Source organism: Neobacillus sp. K501, from assembly GCF_053749995.1.
Map to the genome: position 1 here is coordinate 162887 of NZ_JBSLYA010000007.1, position 22047 is coordinate 184933.

The following is a 22047-nucleotide window of genomic DNA, read 5'->3' on the forward strand; positions in this document are numbered from 1 at the left end:
GGAGACCTGCATCAGTCTCCCTCCTTGCTACAAAACCTTACTCAAAAAGGCTTTTGTACGCTCTTCTTGAGGGTTATCGAATAATTCAGTTGGAAGATTTTCTTCAACGACAAGGCCGCCATCCATGAAAATAACACGGTCGCCAACTTCCCTGGCAAAGCCCATTTCATGCGTGACCACAACCATGGTCATGCCCTCTTTCGCTAGCTGCTTCATAACCTCTAATACCTCACCGACCATTTCTGGATCAAGTGCTGAAGTCGGCTCATCAAACAGCATAATTTTCGGTTCCATCGCTAATGCTCTCGCAATTGCAACGCGCTGCTTTTGTCCGCCTGACAAGGAATCTGGATAGGCGTCGGCCTTCTCCTCCAAGCCTACTTTTCTTAAAAGTGCCAAGCCTTTTTTTCTAGCCTGCTCTGCAGATACCTTTCTTACCTTCATCGGAGCTAACATAATATTCTCAATCACACTTTTATGCGGGAAAAGATTAAACTGCTGGAACACCATTCCTACCTCAGTACGGACTTTGTTAATATCCGTCTTTTTATCGGCTAGATCGACACCTTCAATATAAATATGACCATCGGTAATCGTTTCTAATAGATTGATACAACGTAAAAAGGTAGATTTACCAGATCCAGATGGACCAATCACCACAACAACCTCTTGAGGCTTCACCGCTACATTAATATCCTTTAAGACTTCATTTTTTCCAAATGACTTTTTTAAATTCTTTACTTGAATCATTCTGTCGCCAGCTTCCTTTCAAGACGTGTTAACAGATAGCTTAAGGAAAGTGTTAACACAAGGTAGATTAGTGCAGCTGTTAGGTACGGTTCCCAAACACGGAAATACTGTCCTTGCATGGCTCGTCCCCAATAAAGTAGTTCTGGAGCAGCTACTAGTGATGCTAATGATGATTCTTTAATTAGAACAACAAATTCATTTCCAAGTGGCGGGATCATCCGTTTAAATGCTTGTGGAAGAATGATATAACGCATTGCTTGTACATGGTTCATTCCTAAGGAGCGTGCAGCTTCCATCTGCCCGCGATCAATGGATTGAATTCCCGCACGAAAGATTTCAGCAATATAGGCAGCGGCATTAAGGGATAGTGTAACAATCGATGCGATAATCGCATCTGTTTCACCTAAGAAAAGCGGGACAACCGCAAAGTGGATAAGCATAATTTGTACGAGTAATGGTGTGCCGCGGAAGAAGGTGATATATATGCCAAATGGCAGGGCAAGAATTTTGTTTCTCATCATTTTACCTAAGCCGACAAATAAGCCTAGTATCGTTCCTATTAAAATACCAGCAATTGATAGCCCTATTGTCAACAATGTCCCTTTTAGAAAAAAGGGTGCGTATTCGGCTAATATGTCCCATCGAATATCCATATTGATCCCCCTATAAAAACGTTAATCCATTTCTATGTAGTTAAATTTTGTAAAAGCGACTATTAAACCAAAAATTGCGTAACTGCTAGCATTTGAGAGTTACGCAATTTTTTCTTTGCTTTTATTGTTGGTCTTTTAATGTCTGAACGTCTGGATCAACCTTAAACCACTTATTGTAGATTTCAGCATACGTGCCATTGTCAAGAACTTCATTTATTGCTTTGTCAAAATCAGCTTTTAATTTGCTGTCTTTAGGGAACATCAAACCGTAAAATTCTTGAGCAAATGCATCCTTATCTTCAATGATAACGAATTTATCATTTGGATTATTCTTTGCATATTCTTCAATAACTGTGTTATCCGCAACAACGGCATCCGCCCCGCCTGCTTTAAGCTCTAGGATCGCTAAGTTATTGTTCTCAAACTTTTTTATCTGACTGCTGTTTTTACCAAGAAGAGCCTCAGCTGCTTCCTGTCCAGTTGTAGCGTTTTGAACCGCAACCGTTTTGTCCTTCAAATCTTCTGCACTTTTAATATCACTGCCTTCTGGAACCATAATTTTATTAGTAGATAAGAAATATGGTACAGAGAAATCATAGGTTTGTTTACGCTCATCATTAATCGTAATCGCTGAAATACCAATATCCGCCGTTTTCTTCTCTAATTCTACAAAAAGAGGGTCCCATCCAGTATGAGCGATTTCAATTTCATATCCAGCCTCTTTGGCCACTGCTTTAATGAAATCAATATCAAAGCCGACAACTTCTCCTTTATCCTGATACTCAAATGGTGCGTAAGCTGCATCGGTTACAACTTTAAGTTTTTTCTTCTCATCCTCAGAACCAGAACCATTACTACTTGTCTCGCTTGTCCCACAAGCTGTTAGCACAAACATGAATGCTAAAACCATAACCGTTGCTAAAACTTTAAACTTCTTCATTTTTGACCCCCCGAATACTTTTTTGGAAAATTAATCTTTAAAACATTTCAAATTTTTTGAATATAGGTAATTATAACTTTTAATCATTAAATATTCAATATTCTAATTAAAAACTTTAATAGATTACTATACTAATACGGTGAATTAGTATATTGCCAATAATAAAACCCAAAATTTATAAACGATTTAGGCGAATGCCCACACTCCCCAAATACATCAACATATTGTATAGGGTATTAATCCAAAAAAGGAGAGTTGCCTAATGTATCCTTATGGCTATTATCAAGTACCACAGGTTCCGCAAACGCAATATGATTACAATCCTTATGATCAATATGATCCATATGCACAAGCAGATCAGTATGATCCCGATCGACAGCCTCAACAGCTGGAGCGGAGAGTCAATCAGCTTGAAAGACAAAATGAGCGTCAAGAAAGAGAAATCAATCAACTTCAACGTGATGTCAATCAGCTGCAACGCCGGCTCCAACGTGTCAACCAACGTCTACGCGCAGTAGAAAGACGCTTTAACTTCCCGTTCTCACCATTTGATGGCGAATATTAAAGAATTATTGGAACCGGGTGCTGCCCGGTTCTTTTATTTGTACATAGTTAGATTTCCTGCTATCAATCCAAAAATGATGTCAGTGTTTCTAACACATCCACTGACAAAATGAAAGAAATTAGGTAATTTTTTATTAAAAGAAAGGGAGTTTGCCGATGTATAAGACAAATGAGATCAACCTCGCGAAAAAAATTCTTCAGTTAGATCAATTACGAGATGAATTATATGAAGAACTGATGAAAAAACTTGGCTCACGGGCCGTGGAGTTACTAAGAGCACTTCAAAATCATTAAAAGAGGGTGGTGATCTTATGACAAATCAATTGCGTAAAGGAGTCGAAACACTTAAACTATTTTACATTAATCGATTAATGGAATCTGGTGAGTTTAACGCTTCAAAACATCAATTGCACTCCCTCACATTAAGTGAACTTGAAACGATTTTTAATAAGTTATTCCCCTCTAATACATCAAGCATCGTACACAAATCCAATCAATGTAAGGAAATTTGACATATTTATAAATATAGGAAACTAACAATAGAGCGTGGTGATACAATGGGAAATGATTCTTCTTATAAAGATAAAAAGGTAATTACGATCGGAATCGTGAGAGACCTAACTGGCTTGTCAGAACGTCAAATCCGCTATTACGAGGAAAGAAAGCTAATTTTCCCCGAACGATCATCCGGCGGGAGCAGAAAGTACTCCTTTTCAGATGTTGAATTATTAGTGGAAATTGCCAACAAAATTGAAGATGGTGTCCAAACACATGAAATCAGGAAAGAAATGCTCCGAGCTCAAAAGAAACAAAATCAAGAGGATGTCAGAAGAAAAATGATCCAAGGACAATTGAATGCCCAATTCGGTTTACGAAAAGGTCCGTCTTCTTAGCCAGAAGCGGGCTTTTTTACGTTCTCCTCCAAAAACAATGTTAGATATCCTCACAAGAATGTAGATAACGATGAGTATCCATGTAAAAATACAAATACAAAGAATGTTAAGAAAATTAACATTATAAAAAGGAGGAGAAATGATGGATACAACTTTCTTAATGAACAGTTTATGGGTTATGGTAAGCGCAGTACTTGTTATCCTAATGATCGGAGGGTTCATCCTGCTTGAAACAGGATCAACAAGAATGAAAAATGCCGGACATATCGCTGGAAAAACCATTCTAACATTTGGTATTGGTTCGATTATCTTTTGGGCAGTTGGTTTTGGATTAATCTTTGGAGAAGGAAATGCGTTTCTAGGTTTCTCAGACTTCTTCTATTCAGGATATGATATCGAAAGCTTATCTCTTTCCGGAGCCGTTTTCTTTTTATTCCAATTAGCTTTTGCAGGAATTTCTTTAACGATCGCCTTTGGCGGATTTGCTGAAAGAGCAAAACTTGGAGCTTACCTTGTATTTGCAGTCCTTTTCTCCGTCATTGTATACCCACCTATTGCCCATTGGATCTGGGGTGGCGGCTGGTTAGCAGAGCATGGCAAACAAGACTTTGCAGGTTCAACGGTTGTTCACTTAACCGGTGCGATGGCGGCATTTGCAGCAACGTTAATCCTAAAACCACGGATTGGAAAATACAATAAAGACGGTTCCGCTAATAACCTTGCAGGCCATAACCAAGTATTTACCGCGCTAAGTGTATTACTTTTATGGGTAGGCTGGTTTGGATTTAACGCTGGTAGTACAGTTTCAGTAGATGGCGCATTCTTTGGATTTGTTGCTGTCAATACAAACTTAGCAGCTGGTGCAGGTGTCATCGCAGCGATGATTATCTCTTGGATTGTTTTAGGAAAAGCCGATGTACCAATGATGTTAAACGGTGCGTTAGCAGGTTTAGTTGCTATCACCGCATCCTGTGCTTTTGTCGATACATGGGCTGCTGTTCTTATCGGATTTATTGCCGGAATTTTAGTATTTTATAGCATTCGTTTCTTTGAAAGCAGAAAAATTGATGATCCGATTGCCGCCTTGTCTGTACACGGAACTGCGGGCATATGGGGAACATTATCAACTGGATTCTTTGCTACTCCAGAATTAGCAGCTGTCGGTGAGCCTGGATTATTTTATGGTGGCGGTTTCCATCAGCTTGGTGTTCAAGCATTAGGAGTTGTCGTTTGCGGGGCCTTCGCTTTTATCGTATCTTATATCCTGCTCTCTATCATGAAAGCTGTTATGAATGGATTAAGGGTTACAGAAGAAGAAGAAATCATCGGTCTCGATATGAGCGAACACGGAAGCTACGGCTACCCAGAAATCGTAAAAGCAGAACAAAATAGAAATACCGCTGAAGCATTAATGAAGGCTAAAACAAATCTTAATGCTTAAAATGGACGTGTTAAAGGTCAAACTTGTTTTTCTAACTTAGTTGATTGGAGCGGAAATCAACGATCAAGTTTAAACAGACACTTATTCAAAACCTACCATTCTCTCGATGGTAGGTGCTGTTTTCATTTTAGGAGGTGAGGATATTGGATAACAACAGCTATTTATTGATTAGAAAACTAAGAGAGCAACAGCAGTCTGCCGTTTCCTTGGATCACTTTCTACTAAATCAACACCATGATCACATCATTATACAAGTTGTGAAACTAGCCATCTCTCGAATACAAGAACAATACGGCCCCCCTCCCTGCTCTTTTTCCTTTTTCGTCATGGGCAGTGCGGGTAGATTTGAACAATCGATTTGGAGCGATCAAGATCATGGAATCATTTATCACGAGCAAACGGAAGAAACGAAAGCCTATTTTTTAGCCTTAGGCGAAGAAATTTCAAATGGATTAAATCATGCCGGCTATCCATTTTGCGACGGTGCGGTTATGGCGAACAATCCATTATGGTGTAAATCCCTATTAGAATGGCAGCAGCAGCTGGCAAACTGGATGCTCGAATCCTCATGGGAATCCATTCGACACTTATTAATTTTTATCGACGCCCGTTCTATTTTTGGAGAGCCGAGTTTCGTTAAACACTTAAAAGAATATGTCTATCAATATGTGTCGAAGGAACATCTCTTAAGGAAGATTCTTCAAAATACCCTATACCATAAAAGAGGAATGGGAGTGCTTGGTCAATTTTTACCGGAAACACATGGACTGAATACCGGTGCAATCAACATGAAAGAAACAGCCTTTCTTCCATATGTGAATGCCATTCGAATCTTAGCAATCAAAGCAAATATCATCGAGAGCTCCACGTTGGAAAGATTAGAACTGTTACCAGTGAAATACCTCCCCCTTACCAAAAAACATTTATGGAAACAACAGTTTCTACGATTATTAAACTTCCGTTTAGCCTTGGGTGACCATAAAACCTATGTAACTGGACATTATTTACGAATTAGCAGCCTAACAAAACAACAGAAAAAAGACTTTAGAGAAATCCTTAAAAATGGTGAAGCCCTTTACCGGTATGTAAAAAAATTCATTGAAAAGGAGAAGGAAAATGGGAATGAATGATATGATTCAATTTTTCAGACAGATATCAGGAAAACTCGGATCGGGTATTTATGCCGGCGTCCAAGGTCAATCCACCCCTCAAAACATTTCATTCCTTCGGCAGCTGCAAAAAGAAATGCGGAAAAAGGATGCTTTAGAGGCCCCTCTCCACGAATTAAATGTTGTCGTTTTTGATATTGAAACTACTGGCTTTTATCCAGAGAGAGGCGATCAAGTTATTTCCATTGGAGCAGTAAAAATGGCCGGACATGAAATCAAGAGAACAGAAACATTTTATTCTCTTGTAAAAACAGAGGTTCCAATACCTAAGGAGATTTCGGCCTTAACCAATATTCATGCGGAGGATTTACAAACTGCCCCCTCAGCACCTGATGTGTTTATGCAATTTTTAAGATTTGTAGATAATCATGTTCTTGTCGCCCATCACTCTAAGCATGAACAATCCTTTATGCAAAAATTATCTTGGGATTTATTTAAAACAAGATTTGAGCATCGGATTATTGATACATCTTTCCTCATGAGACTTTCAAATCCCGAGCTAAAATCAATGTCACTTGAGGATGTTTGCATAGAATGCGGGATTGAAATCCGAAGGCGCCACCACGCCCTTGGAGATGCGATCATGACGGCAGAAATTTGGAGTTATTATGTAGAACGTGCCAAAATGCTCGGCTATCACGATCTTCGAGAAGTTTATGAATTCCTTGCCTCGAAATAGAATCACAATATCAGTATAGTAAAAGCCTTCTCATTACGTTGACCATTCAATTAGATTTTTATCACCTAATCTATCTTTCCCCTTCGCTTTTCCCCTACTAAACTTAAAATTTCCATTTCTCAGAAAAAATTTTTTAAAAAATTTTTTCTCCCCTTAACCTTATTACGACAAGAATGTAAACGCTAACAATTATTTTGATTTATTTGAATTGTCAGATTTTTGTGTTGACCATGTTCCTATTTGGTTGTATGATTATCGAAAATAATCTTCCATAAGTTTACACAGCCTTTGTTCAATACCTAATGGAGATGAAGAAGGCAATTCTTTTTAAAATAAATGTTTAATCATTTAAAGCGTCTTATCGTAAAAGGAGTGGTTGAGTTGGGAAGTCAATGGATATTCCTTGGCGGAGATTTCGTCAAGAAAGAAGATGCTGTCGTTTCAGTTTTTGATCATGGTTTTTTATATGGTGATGGAGTCTTTGAAGGCATTCGTGTTTATAGCGGAAATGTATTCAGACTCGATGCACACCTAAAAAGACTATTTGAATCAGCACAATCCATTATGCTGGAGATTCCATACACACAGGAAGAATTGACACACTTAATCGTCGAAACGATAAGAAAGAATCAACTAGAAAGTGCCTATATTCGTGTCGTTGTTTCACGAGGCAAAGGAAATCTCGGTCTGGACCCTTCCTCCTGCTCCAAGCCAAATGTCATTATTATCGCAGAGCAATTAGCCTTGTATCCAAAAGAATTTTATGAGCGCGGCATCAAAATTGCCTCTGTTGCTAGCAGAAGGAATCGCCCGGATGTCTTAAGTCCACAAGTAAAATCGCTAAATTACCTTAATAATATCCTCGTAAAACTGGAAGCTAATCAGGCTGGAGTCGATGAAGCATTAATGCTGAATGATCAAGGCTATGTTACTGAAGGTTCTGCGGATAATATCTTTATTGTGAAAAACGGGGTTGTTTACACTCCACCTGTATATTTAGGGGCATTAGAAGGAATTACCCGAAATGCCATTATCGATGTGGCTAGAGCAAAAGGTTTTGAAGTAAAGGAAACACCTTTCACTCGTCACGATGTATATGTTGCAGATGAAGTATTCCTAACGGGAACAGCCGTTGAAGTCATTGCGGTTATTGAAGTCGACCGCCGTGTCATTAATGGTGGGAAACCTGGTGAGGTTACAAACCAATTATTAGAAGAATTTAGACGAATCGTTACAACAGACGGGGTAAAATGCTACCCTGACACTTCAAACCTTGAAGTAGTTAGTTAGGAGGCAGTCAAGTAATGCGAAGCGATATGATTAAAAAGGGGATTGACCGTGCCCCCCACCGCAGTCTACTATACGCAACTGGGGTAACAGTGAAGGACTTAGATAAACCGTTTATCGGGGTCTGTAACTCCTTTATCGAAATTATCCCTGGACATAAACACCTTAATCATTTCGGTGAAATTGTCAAAGAAGCAATCCGGGAAGCCGGCGGTATACCATTTGAGTTTAACACCATTGGTGTCGATGACGGAATTGCCATGGGACATATCGGGATGCGCTATTCCCTTCCAAGCCGTGAGATTATCGCCGATAGTGCAGAAACAGTAATTAATGCTCACTGGTTCGATGGTGTTTTTTACATCCCGAACTGTGACAAAATCACACCTGGAATGTTAATGGCTGCAGCCAGAACCAATGTCCCTTCTGTTTTTGTCTCAGGCGGTCCGATGGAAGCTGGTATTTCCTCAACTGGAAAGAACCTTTCCCTCACTTCCGTTTTTGAAGGTGTGGGTGCTTACCATAAAGGCTCAATGACTGCGCAGGAATTGCTCGACATTGAAACAAATGCATGCCCTACCTGCGGATCATGTTCAGGCATGTTCACGGCGAATTCGATGAACTGTCTCATGGAAGTTTTGGGAATGACCGTACCAGGAAACGGTACGATTGTTGCTACTTCTGAAGAAAGACATGAATTGATTCGACAGGCTGCAAGACACTTAATTGAATTAGTGAAAAACGATATTCGCCCTCGGGATATTATCACACGTGAAGCAATTGATAATGCATTCGCTCTAGATATGGCCATGGGTGGTTCGACCAACACTGTTCTACATACCCTTGCCATTGCTCATGAAGCGGGAATTGAATACGATTTACGTGATATTAATAAAATTGCTGAAAAGGTTCCATATCTTTCAAAAATCATGCCAGCATCCGATTACTCCATGTCTGATGTCCATCGAGCTGGCGGTGTCAGTGCCATCATCAACGAACTTTATCAGGTTGAGGGTGCATTGCATAAGGATTGTATAACCATTACTGGCAAGACTCTTGAAGAAAATGTGAAAGAAGCAACAATCACAGACGAGCGGGTCATTCGTCCCAAAGAAAATCCTTATAGTCCGGTTGGAGGTCTTTCCATCCTCTTTGGAAACATTGCTCCTGATGGCGGTGTCATCAAAGTGGGTGCTGTTGATCCATCGATAAAAACCTTCCTTGGTGAAGCCATTGTCTTTGAATCTCAGGAAGAAGCCTTAGAAAATATTAATAACGGAACTGTAAAATCAGGACACGTTGTTGTCATCCGCTATGAAGGTCCAAAAGGCGGACCAGGAATGCCAGAAATGCTCGCACCAACATCCGCAATTGCCGGACGTGGACTTGATAAAGAAGTGGCACTCATTACCGATGGCCGTTTCTCTGGTGCAAGCCGCGGAATTTCAATCGGCCATATTTCACCAGAAGCTGCTGAAGGTGGTCCAATTGCTTTCGTAGAAGATGGTGACAAAATCTTAATCGACCTTGAGGCTCGCTCCATTGAGCTAGTCGTCGATGACGAGATATTGTCAGAAAGACGACGCTTATGGCAAAAACCAGAACCGAAAATTAAAACTGGTTATCTAGCAAAATATGCAAAGTTAGTAACATCCGCTAATACTGGTGGAGTGATGAAGTTTTAACTAGACATTGTCGCTGTCCCTTTAACCTACTTAGGGTCTAGGCTCCCTTCCAAATCGCCGAGGTTAAAGATCTTTCAGTGAACTTGAAAATCAAATAGATCAAATCGATGACGGGAATAAAGGAATAAGAAACTGTATTTTCAGAGAGCTGGGGTTGCTGTGAGCCCAGTAATACAACTTATTCTGACATCATCCCTGAGTGTTGAGCTGAACGGTGTTGACTTAATAGGCTCAATCGGGTGTTCTTTAAAGATAAACACCTGTTACCAAAAGAAGCGATTTTAGCTCTATCTTAATCGCTTCAAAAGGCAGTATTCGTGAGGATACTGTAAAAACCGGGTGGTACCGAGAAAAGGAAGGTCTTTTCTCCCCGAAATATTCTGCTAATACTTTTTGTAACTGCAGTTTATTCGGAGAGAATAGGGCCTTCTTTTACTATGTGTAGAGGTTATTCATAAGTTTATTTATCGAAAAATTCTAATAACCACAAGGAGGGAATACGAGGTGAAAGTAGAAGCAAAGCTGGAATTCCAAACCAGTACAGCACCAAAAACGGGTGCAGACCTGCTCATCAACTTATTGATCAATGAAGGAGTTGATACCCTATTTGGGTATCCAGGTGGTGCTGTTCTGCCAATTTACGATGCGATTTATCGCGCGAAAGGAACGATTAAGCACGTCCTCTTCCGTCATGAGCAAGGCAGCATTCATGCTGCAGAAGGTTACGCCCGGATTACTGGAAAACCAGGAGTTGTCATTGCCACTTCAGGTCCAGGGGCGACAAATCTGGTAACAGGAATTACAGATGCAATGATGGATTCTTTACCGTTGGTGATTTTCACTGGTCAGGTTGCACGGGGTGTAATTGGGACAGATGCCTTCCAGGAGGCAGATGTCATGGCCATTACGACACCCATTACAAAACACAATTATCAAGTGCAATCCATTGCCGATTTGCCGAGAATCGTGAAGGAAGCCTTCCATATCGCTTCTACTGGCCGGCCTGGTCCGGTGTTAATCGATATTCCTAAGGATATCTCGGCAGGAGAACTGTTTGCTGTTGAAAAAGAAGTCAGCATCGATCTACCTGGATATCAGCCGACAACGAAACCAAATCCATTGCAGGTCAAAAAACTAGCGGATGCGATTACTAAAGCAAAAAAACCAGTCATTCTTGCTGGTGCTGGTATTCTTCACGGAAAAGCTTCGTCCGAGTTAACATCTTTTGCTGAGAAACATCAGATCCCAGTGGTCACCACCCTGCTTGGACTTGGGGCCTTCCCAGCCAACAACCCCCTTTCATTAGGGATGGGCGGTATGCACGGAACCTATACAGCTAACATGGCCATGTATGAAAGTGATTTGCTTATCAATATTGGTGCCCGGTTCGATGACAGGCTTACAGGAAATTTAAAGCACTTTGCCCCAAATGCTAAGGTTGCCCATATTGACATCGATCCTGCTGAAATCGGCAAAAATGTACCAACTTTGATTCCAATCGTTTCTGATGCAAAGGAAGCGTTAGTGGAACTAATCAATCAGACAGCGGAATCACCCGATTGTCCAGAATGGTTAGAAACACTTAAGAAAAATAAAGCGGAATTCCCACTTTGGTATCAACATAATCCAAATGGAATGTCACCACAATGGCTGGTTGAAGCGATTCACAAAGTAACAAACGGTGAAGCGATTGTGACAACAGATGTCGGTCAGCATCAAATGTGGGCCGCTCAATATTATGGATTTGAAAAACCTCATCGCTGGGTTACCTCTGGCGGACTGGGAACAATGGGCTTTGGATTCCCTGCCGCGATTGGTGCACAAATGGCTGACCCTGAAAGCACAGTTGTTTCCATTGTTGGTGATGCTGGATTCCAAATGACCTTACAGGAATTATCGGTTATTTATGAACAAAATCTTCCGGTAAAAATTATCATCGTAAATAATGGTGCACTTGGAATGGTTCGTCAATGGCAGGAGCTACTACATGGAAACCGTATCTCAGAATCAATCTTGCAGACGCAGCCTGATTTTGTAAAACTAGCTGAAAGTTATCATATCCGCGGACTGAAAATCGAAAGCCAGGAAGAGTTGGTGACAAAACTTCCTGAGGTGTTCGCCTATGATGGTCCAGTTCTTTTGGATTGCCGAGTGCTTCAGCAGGAAAAAGTATTCCCGATGATTGCTCCAGGGAAAGGAATACATGAAATGATTGGGGTGAAACCATTGTGAAGCGAATTATCTCTTTAACCGTTCAAGACCGAAGCGGTGTCCTTAACCGGGTCACTGGTCTATTACAAAGACGTCAGTTTAACATTTCGAGCATCTCAGTGGGACCTACAGAGACTGAAGGCATTTCTAAAATGACACTTGTTGTAGAGATCGAAGATGAGCAACGGCTTGAACAGGTTACGAAACAGTTAAATAAGCAAATTGATGTTTTGAAAGTTTCAGATATTACCGACAAAGCGATCGTAGCCCGCGAACTGGCATTAATTAAAGTAGCTGGCGGCTCCCAGCTTCGCAATGAGATTAATGGAATCATTGATCCTTTCCGAGCCTTGATTATCGACGTCAGCAAAGACAGCATGGCGATCCAAATCACAGGCCGCCCAGATAAAATCGATGCATTAATAGATTTACTTCGCCCATATGGAATAAAAGAGATTGCTAGAACAGGACTTACCGCTTTCTTACGTGGCCATCAACCACAAGTGAATGAACTAACTACCTACTCTAATATAAAATAATCATTTTGAAAGGATGATCAATCATGGCAAAAGTACTATATAACGGAGATATTCAAGAGGCAGTTTTACAAGGAAAAAAAATCGCAGTAATCGGCTACGGCTCACAAGGTCATGCCCATGCTCTTAACTTAAAAGAAAGCGGATTTGATGTTGTTGTTGGCTTAAGAGGTGGAAAGTCTTGGGATAAGGCAGTTGAAGATGGTGTTCAAGTAACTTCAGTTGCAGATGCAACTGCTCAAGCAGACGTTGTAATGGTTTTACTTCCAGACGAAATGCAGCCAAAAGTTTATGAAGAAAGCATCAAGCCCAATCTTGAAGCTGGTAACGCACTAGTATTTGCCCATGGTTTTAATGTTCATTTTACACAAATCGTACCACCAGCAGATGTAGACGTATTCCTAGTAGCTCCAAAAGGTCCAGGACATTTGGTTCGTCGTACTTATACAGAAGGTGCAGGTGTTCCAGCACTTTACGCAGTTTACCAAGACTATACAGGCCAAGCGCGTGACCTAGCTCTTGCTTACGCAAAAGGAATTGGATCAGCCCGTGCAGGTGTATTAGAAACATCTTTCCAAGAAGAAACAGAAACAGATCTATTCGGAGAGCAAGCTGTTCTTTGCGGTGGTACTACTGCCCTCATCAAAGCAGGATTCGAAACTTTAGTAGAAGCTGGATATCAGCCAGAAGTTGCCTACTTTGAGTGTCTACATGAATTGAAATTAATCGTTGACCTTCTATATGAAGGAGGATTAGAAAACATGCGTTATTCTATCTCTGATACAGCACAATGGGGAGATTTTGTTTCTGGACCACGAGTTGTTAACGAAGATACAAAAGCACGCATGAAAGATGTATTAAAGGATATTCAGACAGGTGCATTTGCGAAGGGCTGGATCTTGGAGAACCAAGCAAACCGTCCACAATTTAATGCCATTAACCGTGCGGAAAATAATCATCCAATTGAAGTGGTTGGCCGTGAGCTTCGTGCCCTAATGCCATTTATTAAAAAGCCAGTAAACCAAAAGAAGGAAGTGGTGGTAAATGGTTCACGTTAACATCTTTGACACGACACTACGCGATGGCGAACAGTCTCCTGGTGTAAATTTAAACCAGCTTGAAAAATTAGAAATCGCTAGACAGCTCGAACGGTTTGGCGTTGATATTATGGAGGCTGGTTTCCCAGCTTCCTCTCAAGGTGATTTTGAAGCGGTGAGAGCGATTGCCCGGACGATCAAAAACAGCTCGGTTACGGGACTGGCACGAGCAACGAAATCAGACATTGACATTGCGTGGGACGCTTTAAAAGATGCGGCAGAACCAAGGTTGCATGTTTTCCTTGCCACCTCCCCTATCCATATGAAATATAAGTTAATGAAGAATCCTGAGGAAGTCTTACAAACAGCAGTGGAAATGGTTTCCTACGCGAAGAAACGCTTCACCCATGTCCAATGGTCTGCAGAAGATGCTTCTCGTTCTGATCTTGATTTCCTTGTTCAAATCATTACCAAAGTCATTGACGCTGGAGCGACGGTCATCAACCTTCCTGATACCGTTGGTTATGCAACACCACAGGAATATGGGTATATGTTCCGATACATTCACGAAAATGTACCGAATATCCATAGGGCAGCTTTATCCTGTCACTGTCATGATGACTTAGGAATGGCCGTTGCCAATTCGCTTGCAGCAATCGAAAACGGTGCTACCCAAGTCGAAGGTGCGATTAACGGTATTGGTGAACGAGCAGGAAATGCTTCTATAGAAGAGATTGCCGTTGCTTTAAATATTCGAAAAGATAAATATCCTTTCACGACGAATCTAGTCTTGAAGGAAATTAAACGCACTAGCGATCTTGTCAGCCGCTTTACAGGAATGATCGTTCCTGGTAATAAAGCCGTGGTCGGAAAAAATGCTTTTGCCCACGAATCAGGGATTCATCAGGATGGCGTGTTAAAAAATGCCTTAACCTATGAAATTATCACTCCGGAAATGGTCGGTATTCAATCGAATGATCTCGTTCTTGGTAAGCATTCTGGCCGCCATGCCTTCAAAGACAAGATTGAAAAAATGGGCTTTCATCTTACAACTGAAAAACTTCAAGAAGCCTTTACCGCTTTTAAACAGCTGACAGATAAGAAAAAAGAAGTAACAGACGAAGATTTATTTACGATTTTAACGGATATTCAAACTGCAGTTGTCGATGTGAAAAAATATGAATTAATCGCATTCCAAGTTCATTATGGATCAGCAAACCTTCCGACTGCTACGGTGGCTCTTACAACACCTGATGGCACTCGTGTCGAAACTGCCCGCACAGGTTCAGGAAGTGTAGAAGCATTAATGAATACACTTGAGGCTCTTATTAAAGAAGAAATTCATTTAACAAATTTCAAATTAAACTCGGTTGGTCAAGGCCGCGATGCCTTAGCCGAGGTCCATGTCAATATGACTGTTGACGGCTTTGAGGTCAGTGGACGCGGATCAGCACAGGATGTGTTAGAAGCCTCGGCAAAGTCCTTTTTAAACGCAGTCAATCGTGTATTTTATAACCAAAAAGCAGCTGTGCAAGTAGAAACAGCTCAATAATCCCCTTTGGGGCGAACTAAAAAAATGATGAGGAGGTTGCTTCGAATGAAAAAACGTATTGTCTTACTACCTGGTGATGGGATTGGAAAAGAAGTCATTGGCTCTGCCAAAGAGGTGTTAAGTGCGATTGCCGAAGAGTTTAACCACAGTTTTAGCTTCGAATCCCATGAGATCGGAGGAGCAGCCATTGACCAATACGGCACCCCGCTTCCGGAAACAACGGTAGATGCCTGTAAGCAGGCGGATGCTGTATTACTAGGTGCAGTTGGCGGCCCAAAATGGGATAACAACCCCTCCCATTTACGCCCTGAACGAGGATTACTAGGGATTCGTAAAGTTCTTGACCTATATGCAAACCTAAGACCCATTAAAGGATTTAAAAATTTGCTGCATGCTTCTCCACTTAAAGAGGAAGTCATTGCCGGCAGCGACCTGCTAATTGTTCGGGAATTGACTGGAGGTCTCTACTTCGGTACTCCAAGCGAACGGCGCGATGGCGGTAATTTTGTTGTCGATACCCTTGCCTACTCCCGAAAAGAGATTGAAAGAATCGTAGACAAAGCCTACCAAGCTGCCCAGGGACGAAGTGGACGCCTGACATCTGTCGATAAAGCCAATGTTCTAGAATCTAGTAAGCTATGGCGAGAAATTGTTGAAGAGAAAAAGGCTGATTATCCCGATGTTGCGGTTGAACATGTGTTAGTGGATGCTGCAGCAATGAAGCTGATTACGAATCCTTCGCAATTCGATGTCATTGTTACGGAAAATATGTTTGGCGATATTTTAAGTGATGAAGCATCTGTTTTAACTGGTTCACTAGGTATGCTCCCTTCTGCAAGCATAAATGAAGACGGTGTCGGACTTTATGAACCTGTTCACGGATCAGCTCCCGATATTGCTGGAAAAGGTGTTGCGAATCCAGTAGCGATGATTTTATCAGCAGCATTAATGCTTCGTTACTCCTTCCATTTGTCTAAGGAAGCAGAATTAATTGAAGAAGCCGTTCAATCTGTTTTAGATGCCGGGTTCCATACCGCTGATCTTAACGTTCCTAATGGACGCCAAGTTGGTACAGCCGAAATGACTCGTTTAATCGTTGATTATATCAAGTCACAAAACGCTTCAAAATGTATCATGAGCTGTTATGTATAAACTTTATTGGACGGGGCTACGGCCGCTAGGCACATAGGTCTGGCGGCTTCCCTATATAAATGACTTTCAATCAATCTAGGTTTTGTTATACCTGAATGTTAATTTCACTGTGTTTTAAATAAACGGAAAAATTCCGTTTAAATTAGGAAATACCTATATTCCCCTTAAAATAAGGGAAGTTTTTCCGATTATCTCGTCCAAATCATTGGATTTTGTCTTATTTAGAGCAATTAAGCGGAAATTCTCCGCCTATATATTTTCATATCTTAACGAAAATCATCAATGAACTATAACAGAGCCTAAATCTATAAACGTGAGGAAGGACGCTATGCAAACACCAAAAAATATTATCCAAAAAATTTGGGAACAGCATGTAGTACATCAAGAAGAAGGAAAACCGGATTTGCTATACATTGATTTGCACCTTGTTCACGAAGTAACGTCTCCACAGGCTTTTGAAGGCTTACGATTGAACGGGCGCAAGGTCCGCCGGCCGGATCTTACTTACGCAACGATGGATCACAATATCCCAACACTTGACCGCAGTGAGATTAAAGACCCCATTTCGAAAAATCAAGTGGATACTTTACAAAAAAACTGTGAGGAATTTGGGATTGAATTATCCGATCTCCATCACCCAGATAATGGTATCGTCCACGTTATTGGGCCACAGCTCGGTTTAACCCAGCCTGGTAAAACCATTGTATGTGGTGATAGCCATACTTCTACACATGGTGCATTCGGTGCCCTTGCATTTGGGATTGGGACAAGTGAAGTCGAGCATGTCCTGGCTACGCAAACGCTTTGGCAAGCACCTCCAAAGACAATGAACGTGAAAGTAATTGGAAATCTCGGAATGGGCGTAACGGCAAAAGACTTGATCCTAGCGATCATCGGTAAGTTTGGCGTCCAATTCGGAACCGGTTATGTGATGGAATACACAGGTGAAGCGATTCGTTCCCTTTCTATGGAAGAACGGATGACAGTGTGTAATATGTCCATCGAAGCTGGTGCCCGTGCTGGTCTAATTACTCCTGATGAAACTACGTTTGAATATCTAAAAGGACGCCGTCATGTTCCAAAAGGCGAAGCTTTCGAGGAAGCCGTTGCTAAATGGCGAGCCCTTGCTACGGATGAAGGTGCCAGCTACGATAAAGTAGTGGAGATTAATGCTGCTGAAATCGAGCCACAAGTAACATGGGGAACAAACCCTGGTATGTGTCTCCCTGTAACGGCTGTTGTACCAAACCCTGATGAAGCAGCTAAGGCCAGTGAGAAGGATGAAATTACCCGCGCCCTTCACTATATGGGACTTGAAGCTGGCCAACCCATTTCCAGTATCGAAATTGACCATGTCTTTATCGGTTCGTGTACAAACTCCCGTTTAGGTGATTTACGGAAAGCGGCCGAAGTCATTCGCGGCAAAAAAGTAAAACCTTCCGTAAAAGCAATCGTTGTCCCTGGTTCTTTCCTAGTGAAAATGGAAGCTGAAAAAGAAGGAATTGACAAGGTATTTAAGGATGCAGGCTTTGAATGGCGTGATGCTGGCTGCAGTATGTGCTTAGCAATGAATGATGATATCGTTCCTTCAGGCGGACGCTGTGCTTCTACTTCTAACCGAAACTTTGAAGGCCGACAAGGAAACGGTGCACGTACCCATCTTGTCAGCCCAGAAATGGCAGCAGCGGCTGCAGTTGCGGGTCATTTCGTTGATGTCCGCAAATTTACTGCACAGGAGGTTTACTAATCATGGAACCACTACGCAAACACCAAGGACTTGTTTATCCGTTAAACCGGACAAATGTCGATACCGATCAAATTATTCCCAAACAATTTTTAAAGCGAATCGAACGCAGTGGCTTCGGTCAATTTCTCTTTTATAACTGGAGATTTGACGATGCCGGTAATGTGCGCCAAGATTTTTCATTGAATAACCCGAAATATCAAGATGCATCCATTTTAGTCGCTGGTGAAAACTTTGGCTGCGGTTCCTCCCGTGAACATGCCCCCTGGGCCGTTCAAGACTTTGGTTTTAAGGTTATCATCGCCCCAAGCTATGCAGATATTTTTAAAAATAACTGTGTGAAAAATGGTATCCTCGCGATTGTTGCAAGTGAAGAGCAGGTTCAAGAAATTATTAGAAAAGCAGAATCATCATCGTATACATTAAATGTGGACCTTGAAGAACAAGTTGTTTTTGATAATGAGGGCTTAGAGGTTGCATTTGATATCGCTCCGTACCCGAAACAAATGCTGTTAAACGGCTGGGATGAAATCGGCGTTACCCTAACTTATGAGGATAAAATCAAGCAGTATGAATTAGCCCATTAATATGAAAAATGAGCTTGGAAATCCAGGCTCATTTTTTATTCCATTAAAATTGAGTAGAGTAGTAGCGAAATTCATCATCAATTTTAAAGCCTAGACGCTCCCAGAATTGCCATGCCTTTTCGTTGACATGCTCAACTGAGAGTTCAATCCCCTTCGCCTTTGTTAATATGGAGAATTCCTTAACCTTCCTAAAGAGCTCGCTCCCCACTCCCCTATTTCGATACGCTTCAAAAATAAAAAAGTCATTCAGCAACCAAACTCGCTTTAATGTTAAGGAGGAGAATATAGGATAAACTTGCGCAAATCCAATGACTTCACTATCTATCTCTGCTAAAAAAATGACCGATTCTAAGTGCTCAAATTTTTCAAATAGAAATCTTTCTACTTCAGCAGGATTTTTTTGTTGCTTAAAATACTCACGATACTCATCAAAGATTGGTACGAGATTAGGCACATCCACAATTGTTGCTTGTCTTATTTTTACTGTGTGATTCATAGTAGTTTCGTCCTTTCGTTTTCTAATCTTCCTATTAACAAGAAAAAAGCAGTGTGATTACATCATTTTGAGAGATAACACACTGCTTTTATTAGTATTTTTACTCATTTTGCTTTGCTGTTTCACTGAAACAGTGCATATTTCTATAAATCATTAAACTAACGATTCCTAGTAAAAAACTTGAAATTACAAATACGCTCCGAACTCCATAGAAATCTGCTATGAACCCCATTACTAAAGAGGAGACTCCGAATGTCCCTGTTCCAATCGTACCAAGGGATGTATACACGGTTGCCAGTTTTTCCTTCGGCACACTTGTTTGAATGATGGCTTGCTGCGGAATGTTTTTCAATTGGCCAAACAGACCAATAAGTACGGAGTAAACCAAAGCCATTAATGGAATGCTAGTCACGCTAAATAAGATGGTTATAAGAAAGGACATGCATGCACCGATTAAAATGAACAAATATTGCTTTTCCTCCACAAATTTGGAAAACTTAACACATAGGATACTACCGGTAACTAAACCTATAAAATAGGTGCTATTAATGTACCCCCACCATTGCTCTTCCTCAAATAAAGCCTGCTCGACAAAAACGTAGATGATGGCAGCAATCCAAACGGTGGAGGCAATCGTTTCTAAAAATTCGATGTTAGCTTGTAATTTTAAAAAAGGTCTATCTGCAATTGTCTTCCAACCCTCTGTTAATTGAACTCTATGTTTCGAGCTGGTTATGGACTCGTGTTGTACATTTTCTAACAAACTCAATAGTAAGATTGAGATGGAAAACAGTAAGCAAACCAGCCAAATTAACTGTGTTGCACTTAGAGCAATTAATAACAGGCTGCCAAAAAACCAGGTTCCAATTTGAATCGACTGTGTTATCGATTCCGCAATCCCGTTTGCCTTGATTAATTCATCTGGTTTAACATAGTACGGAATTAACGTTTGTCTTATTGGATTTGCACAGCCATCAAGCAAGGCAATCCCTATTATTATGACAAAAATAAATTGGTAGTTTGCGACGTTCACACCAGTCATCATAAATATGGATAATCCTGTTAATAATATTGTTTTTCCAATCTGGGATCCTACTAAAAGATGTTTTAAGCGAAACCGGCCGACTAATAACGGTGTGCCGATGCTTGAAACGAACATGGCAGTGGTAATCGCAAATGGAACAAAGGATGATACCGCAGCTGACTCGGTTATACCGTATATTAGGCTAATGATTGCAACGATGTATAAGACATCGCCGATATTAGCGAGCGACTGACCGAGAATCAGGTAAAGAAAATTTCGATTCGATTTCAATTTTATCCCCCATTTTAACGATAATTCTTTAGAATTGGAGGGGGTTTTTAAATTGGACTAATTACCATTACTGATCTCTCCTTCGAGACAAGCACCAAGTTTAGATAAATACCCTGGGGGATAAAAAGTTTTCCTTGTTGGCACAATTGGATAAAAGACCTTCATTATATATTAGATTATGCTCTGTTTTTTACTTATTGCTCTCATAAGCTTTTTCTATTTGACCCAAATCACGGTGCATTCTACTTCAAACTACCGCAGCTTTACACTGTAATGCCTCATTGATCTGGGTACTCCTTTTAACTCAAGAACTCCAGAATAAACAAGATGTCTGATTCGATATTCAAAAAAAGAGTCGCTAATGAATTCTTCCATTTGACCTAATATCTCACCAATGACTCTTGCCGTTTTTAAAAATTCTTCATGCCCCTGCTCAAGATGCAGTTTCTCTATTGTTTTTATAATTAATGAATCATAATGGTCTTCAGCAACACCTACTATTTCTTGATTTCTCCAAATCCGTAAAACTTCCTTTGTTAACGATAGTTCCTTCCATTGTTTTTGGTATTGGGCTTTCTCATCAGTCGATAGCGGCCTTCGCTGTTTTCCCATCTCATATATTCGCCTTAAATTTTTAGGCTCCAGCTGACTTGTGTAATGGTAAGATTGGACATCGTTTTTTGAGCTTATATATTTTGCGTACAGCTCGGTGGAATTAATCAGAAAAACCTCATTCGCTTTACCTGTTAATAACGCAAGAATAAAACGGTGGCCAACTTGTTCATTCGCATTATTTGCTGTCCAAAGATAAATTGGGACATCGCCTGGGATATCCTCCATCTCACGAAGAGTATTTGTAAATTTATTTTCATATTCAAAATCATCCTGCTCGGTATTAATATTTTCATATAACCATTCATTACGAGAAGTTTGGCCTATTTTCTCATCCAACTTCCAAATAGGGCCAATAGAAAAAAAGTCTGGAAACCCAATTACTTCTTTAGGACGCTCCAGGCTATACCGTAAACTCCCTGCCGCAGATTCGCCGATAACAATATGAACTGGTCCATCCTGAGAATAAATTCGATGTTTTTGTATTTGTTTATTGATGATTTCAAGCATCATGTTATCATCACTATGACTAACAGCATATCCTCGACCAACAAGTGGTTCGAATTTTTCATGATGGAAAGTATCAAATTCTTCGGGGTGATTTATTTCATACGTTTGCCATTCTCCAAATTCACTTAAACTTGAAAAAGATAAATAATCATTCGTTTCAATTTTATATACAAACACGACATTTGGTTCCATGAAAAAATAAAGATATGGGTAATTGACTTTGGTTTGCATCCT

Annotated in this window: 22 protein-coding genes; 16 read left to right on the forward strand and 6 right to left on the reverse strand. The window is 40.7% G+C overall.

Features of this window, described 5'->3' with window-relative positions:
• Positions 1–27 precede the first annotated feature (27 nt).
• The 3 genes from ACWM35_RS16560 to ACWM35_RS16570 form a co-directional block, all read right to left on the reverse strand.
• Positions 28–750 carry an amino acid ABC transporter ATP-binding protein gene (locus ACWM35_RS16560; RefSeq protein ID WP_454819907.1) on the reverse strand — a complete coding sequence of 241 codons (723 nt, stop codon included), beginning with the start codon at positions 748–750 and terminating at the stop codon, positions 28–30.
• Complete coding sequence (locus tag ACWM35_RS16565; RefSeq protein WP_454819908.1) at positions 747–1403, reverse strand: amino acid ABC transporter permease; 657 nt, start codon at positions 1401–1403, stop codon at positions 747–749. The genes ACWM35_RS16560 and ACWM35_RS16565 overlap by 4 nt, the downstream gene beginning before the upstream one ends.
• 121 nt (positions 1404–1524) lie before the next feature.
• The gene (locus tag ACWM35_RS16570) at positions 1525–2343 is read right to left on the reverse strand and encodes a basic amino acid ABC transporter substrate-binding protein (protein ID WP_454819909.1); all 819 of its coding nucleotides are present in this window, start codon (positions 2341–2343) and stop codon (positions 1525–1527) included.
• Positions 2344–2605: 262 nt separating this feature from the next.
• Here ACWM35_RS16570 and ACWM35_RS16575 point away from each other — a divergent pair, with 262 nt between their 5' ends.
• From ACWM35_RS16575 to leuD, 16 genes are all read left to right on the forward strand, one after another.
• Entirely contained in the window at positions 2606–2908 is a 303-nt protein-coding gene (locus ACWM35_RS16575; protein ID WP_454819910.1) for a hypothetical protein, read from the forward strand.
• Between the two features lie 155 nt (positions 2909–3063).
• Complete coding sequence (locus ACWM35_RS16580; protein ID WP_454819911.1) at positions 3064–3201, forward strand: hypothetical protein; 138 nt, start codon at positions 3064–3066, stop codon at positions 3199–3201.
• 17 nt (positions 3202–3218) lie between these two features.
• Complete coding sequence (locus ACWM35_RS16585; RefSeq protein WP_454819912.1) at positions 3219–3419, forward strand: Fur-regulated basic protein FbpA; 201 nt, start codon at positions 3219–3221, stop codon at positions 3417–3419.
• Between the two features lie 45 nt (positions 3420–3464).
• On the forward strand, positions 3465–3800 hold the full coding sequence (locus ACWM35_RS16590; RefSeq protein ID WP_454819913.1) for a MerR family transcriptional regulator: 336 nt from the start codon (positions 3465–3467) through the stop codon (positions 3798–3800).
• A 142-nt stretch (positions 3801–3942) separates the two neighbouring features.
• Complete coding sequence (locus ACWM35_RS16595) at positions 3943–5241, forward strand: ammonium transporter (RefSeq protein WP_454819914.1); 1299 nt, start codon at positions 3943–3945, stop codon at positions 5239–5241.
• A 143-nt stretch (positions 5242–5384) separates the two neighbouring features.
• Positions 5385–6371, forward strand: coding sequence for a DUF294 nucleotidyltransferase-like domain-containing protein (locus ACWM35_RS16600; protein ID WP_454819915.1), 987 nt, complete (start codon positions 5385–5387; stop codon positions 6369–6371).
• Positions 6358–7089: an exonuclease domain-containing protein gene (locus ACWM35_RS16605; RefSeq protein ID WP_454819916.1), complete on the forward strand. Its 732-nt coding sequence runs from the start codon at positions 6358–6360 to the stop codon at positions 7087–7089. The genes ACWM35_RS16600 and ACWM35_RS16605 overlap by 14 nt, the downstream gene beginning before the upstream one ends.
• 381 nt (positions 7090–7470) lie before the next feature.
• Complete coding sequence (gene ilvE, locus ACWM35_RS16610) at positions 7471–8379, forward strand: branched-chain-amino-acid transaminase (RefSeq protein WP_454819917.1); 909 nt, start codon at positions 7471–7473, stop codon at positions 8377–8379.
• Positions 8380–8393: 14 nt separating this feature from the next.
• Positions 8394–10061 (forward strand): dihydroxy-acid dehydratase, encoded by a 1668-nt coding sequence (ilvD, locus tag ACWM35_RS16615; RefSeq protein ID WP_454819919.1) that lies wholly within the window; start codon positions 8394–8396, stop codon positions 10059–10061.
• A 504-nt stretch (positions 10062–10565) separates the two neighbouring features.
• A complete protein-coding gene (gene ilvB, locus ACWM35_RS16620) occupies positions 10566–12293 on the forward strand; it encodes an acetolactate synthase large subunit (RefSeq protein WP_454819920.1) in 1728 nt (575 codons plus the stop codon).
• Positions 12290–12811: an acetolactate synthase small subunit gene (ilvN, locus tag ACWM35_RS16625; protein ID WP_454819921.1), complete on the forward strand. Its 522-nt coding sequence runs from the start codon at positions 12290–12292 to the stop codon at positions 12809–12811. The genes ilvB and ilvN overlap by 4 nt, the downstream gene beginning before the upstream one ends.
• A 23-nt stretch (positions 12812–12834) precedes the next feature.
• Entirely contained in the window at positions 12835–13866 is a 1032-nt protein-coding gene (gene ilvC / locus ACWM35_RS16630) for a ketol-acid reductoisomerase (RefSeq protein WP_454819922.1), read from the forward strand.
• Positions 13853–15397 (forward strand): 2-isopropylmalate synthase, encoded by a 1545-nt coding sequence (locus ACWM35_RS16635; RefSeq protein ID WP_454819923.1) that lies wholly within the window; start codon positions 13853–13855, stop codon positions 15395–15397. Before ilvC ends, ACWM35_RS16635 begins: the two co-directional genes overlap by 14 nt.
• Positions 15398–15442: 45 nt before the next feature.
• Positions 15443–16549, forward strand: coding sequence for a 3-isopropylmalate dehydrogenase (gene leuB / locus ACWM35_RS16640; RefSeq protein ID WP_454819924.1), 1107 nt, complete (start codon positions 15443–15445; stop codon positions 16547–16549).
• A gap of 328 nt (positions 16550–16877) precedes the next feature.
• A complete protein-coding gene (leuC, locus tag ACWM35_RS16645) occupies positions 16878–18296 on the forward strand; it encodes a 3-isopropylmalate dehydratase large subunit (protein WP_454819925.1) in 1419 nt (472 codons plus the stop codon).
• A 2-nt stretch (positions 18297–18298) separates the two neighbouring features.
• On the forward strand, positions 18299–18880 hold the full coding sequence (gene leuD / locus ACWM35_RS16650) for a 3-isopropylmalate dehydratase small subunit (RefSeq protein ID WP_454819926.1): 582 nt from the start codon (positions 18299–18301) through the stop codon (positions 18878–18880).
• A 43-nt stretch (positions 18881–18923) separates the two neighbouring features.
• Here the strand turns inward: leuD and ACWM35_RS16655 are convergent, their stop codons facing one another.
• From ACWM35_RS16655 to ACWM35_RS16665, 3 genes are all read right to left on the reverse strand, one after another.
• A complete protein-coding gene (locus tag ACWM35_RS16655) occupies positions 18924–19376 on the reverse strand; it encodes an N-acetyltransferase family protein (protein WP_454819927.1) in 453 nt (150 codons plus the stop codon).
• Between the two features lie 100 nt (positions 19377–19476).
• The gene (locus ACWM35_RS16660; RefSeq protein ID WP_454819928.1) at positions 19477–20691 is read right to left on the reverse strand and encodes an MFS transporter; all 1215 of its coding nucleotides are present in this window, start codon (positions 20689–20691) and stop codon (positions 19477–19479) included.
• 252 nt (positions 20692–20943) lie between these two features.
• Entirely contained in the window at positions 20944–22044 is a 1101-nt protein-coding gene (locus tag ACWM35_RS16665) for a DUF1835 domain-containing protein (RefSeq protein ID WP_454819929.1), read from the reverse strand.
• Positions 22045–22047 lie beyond the last annotated feature (3 nt).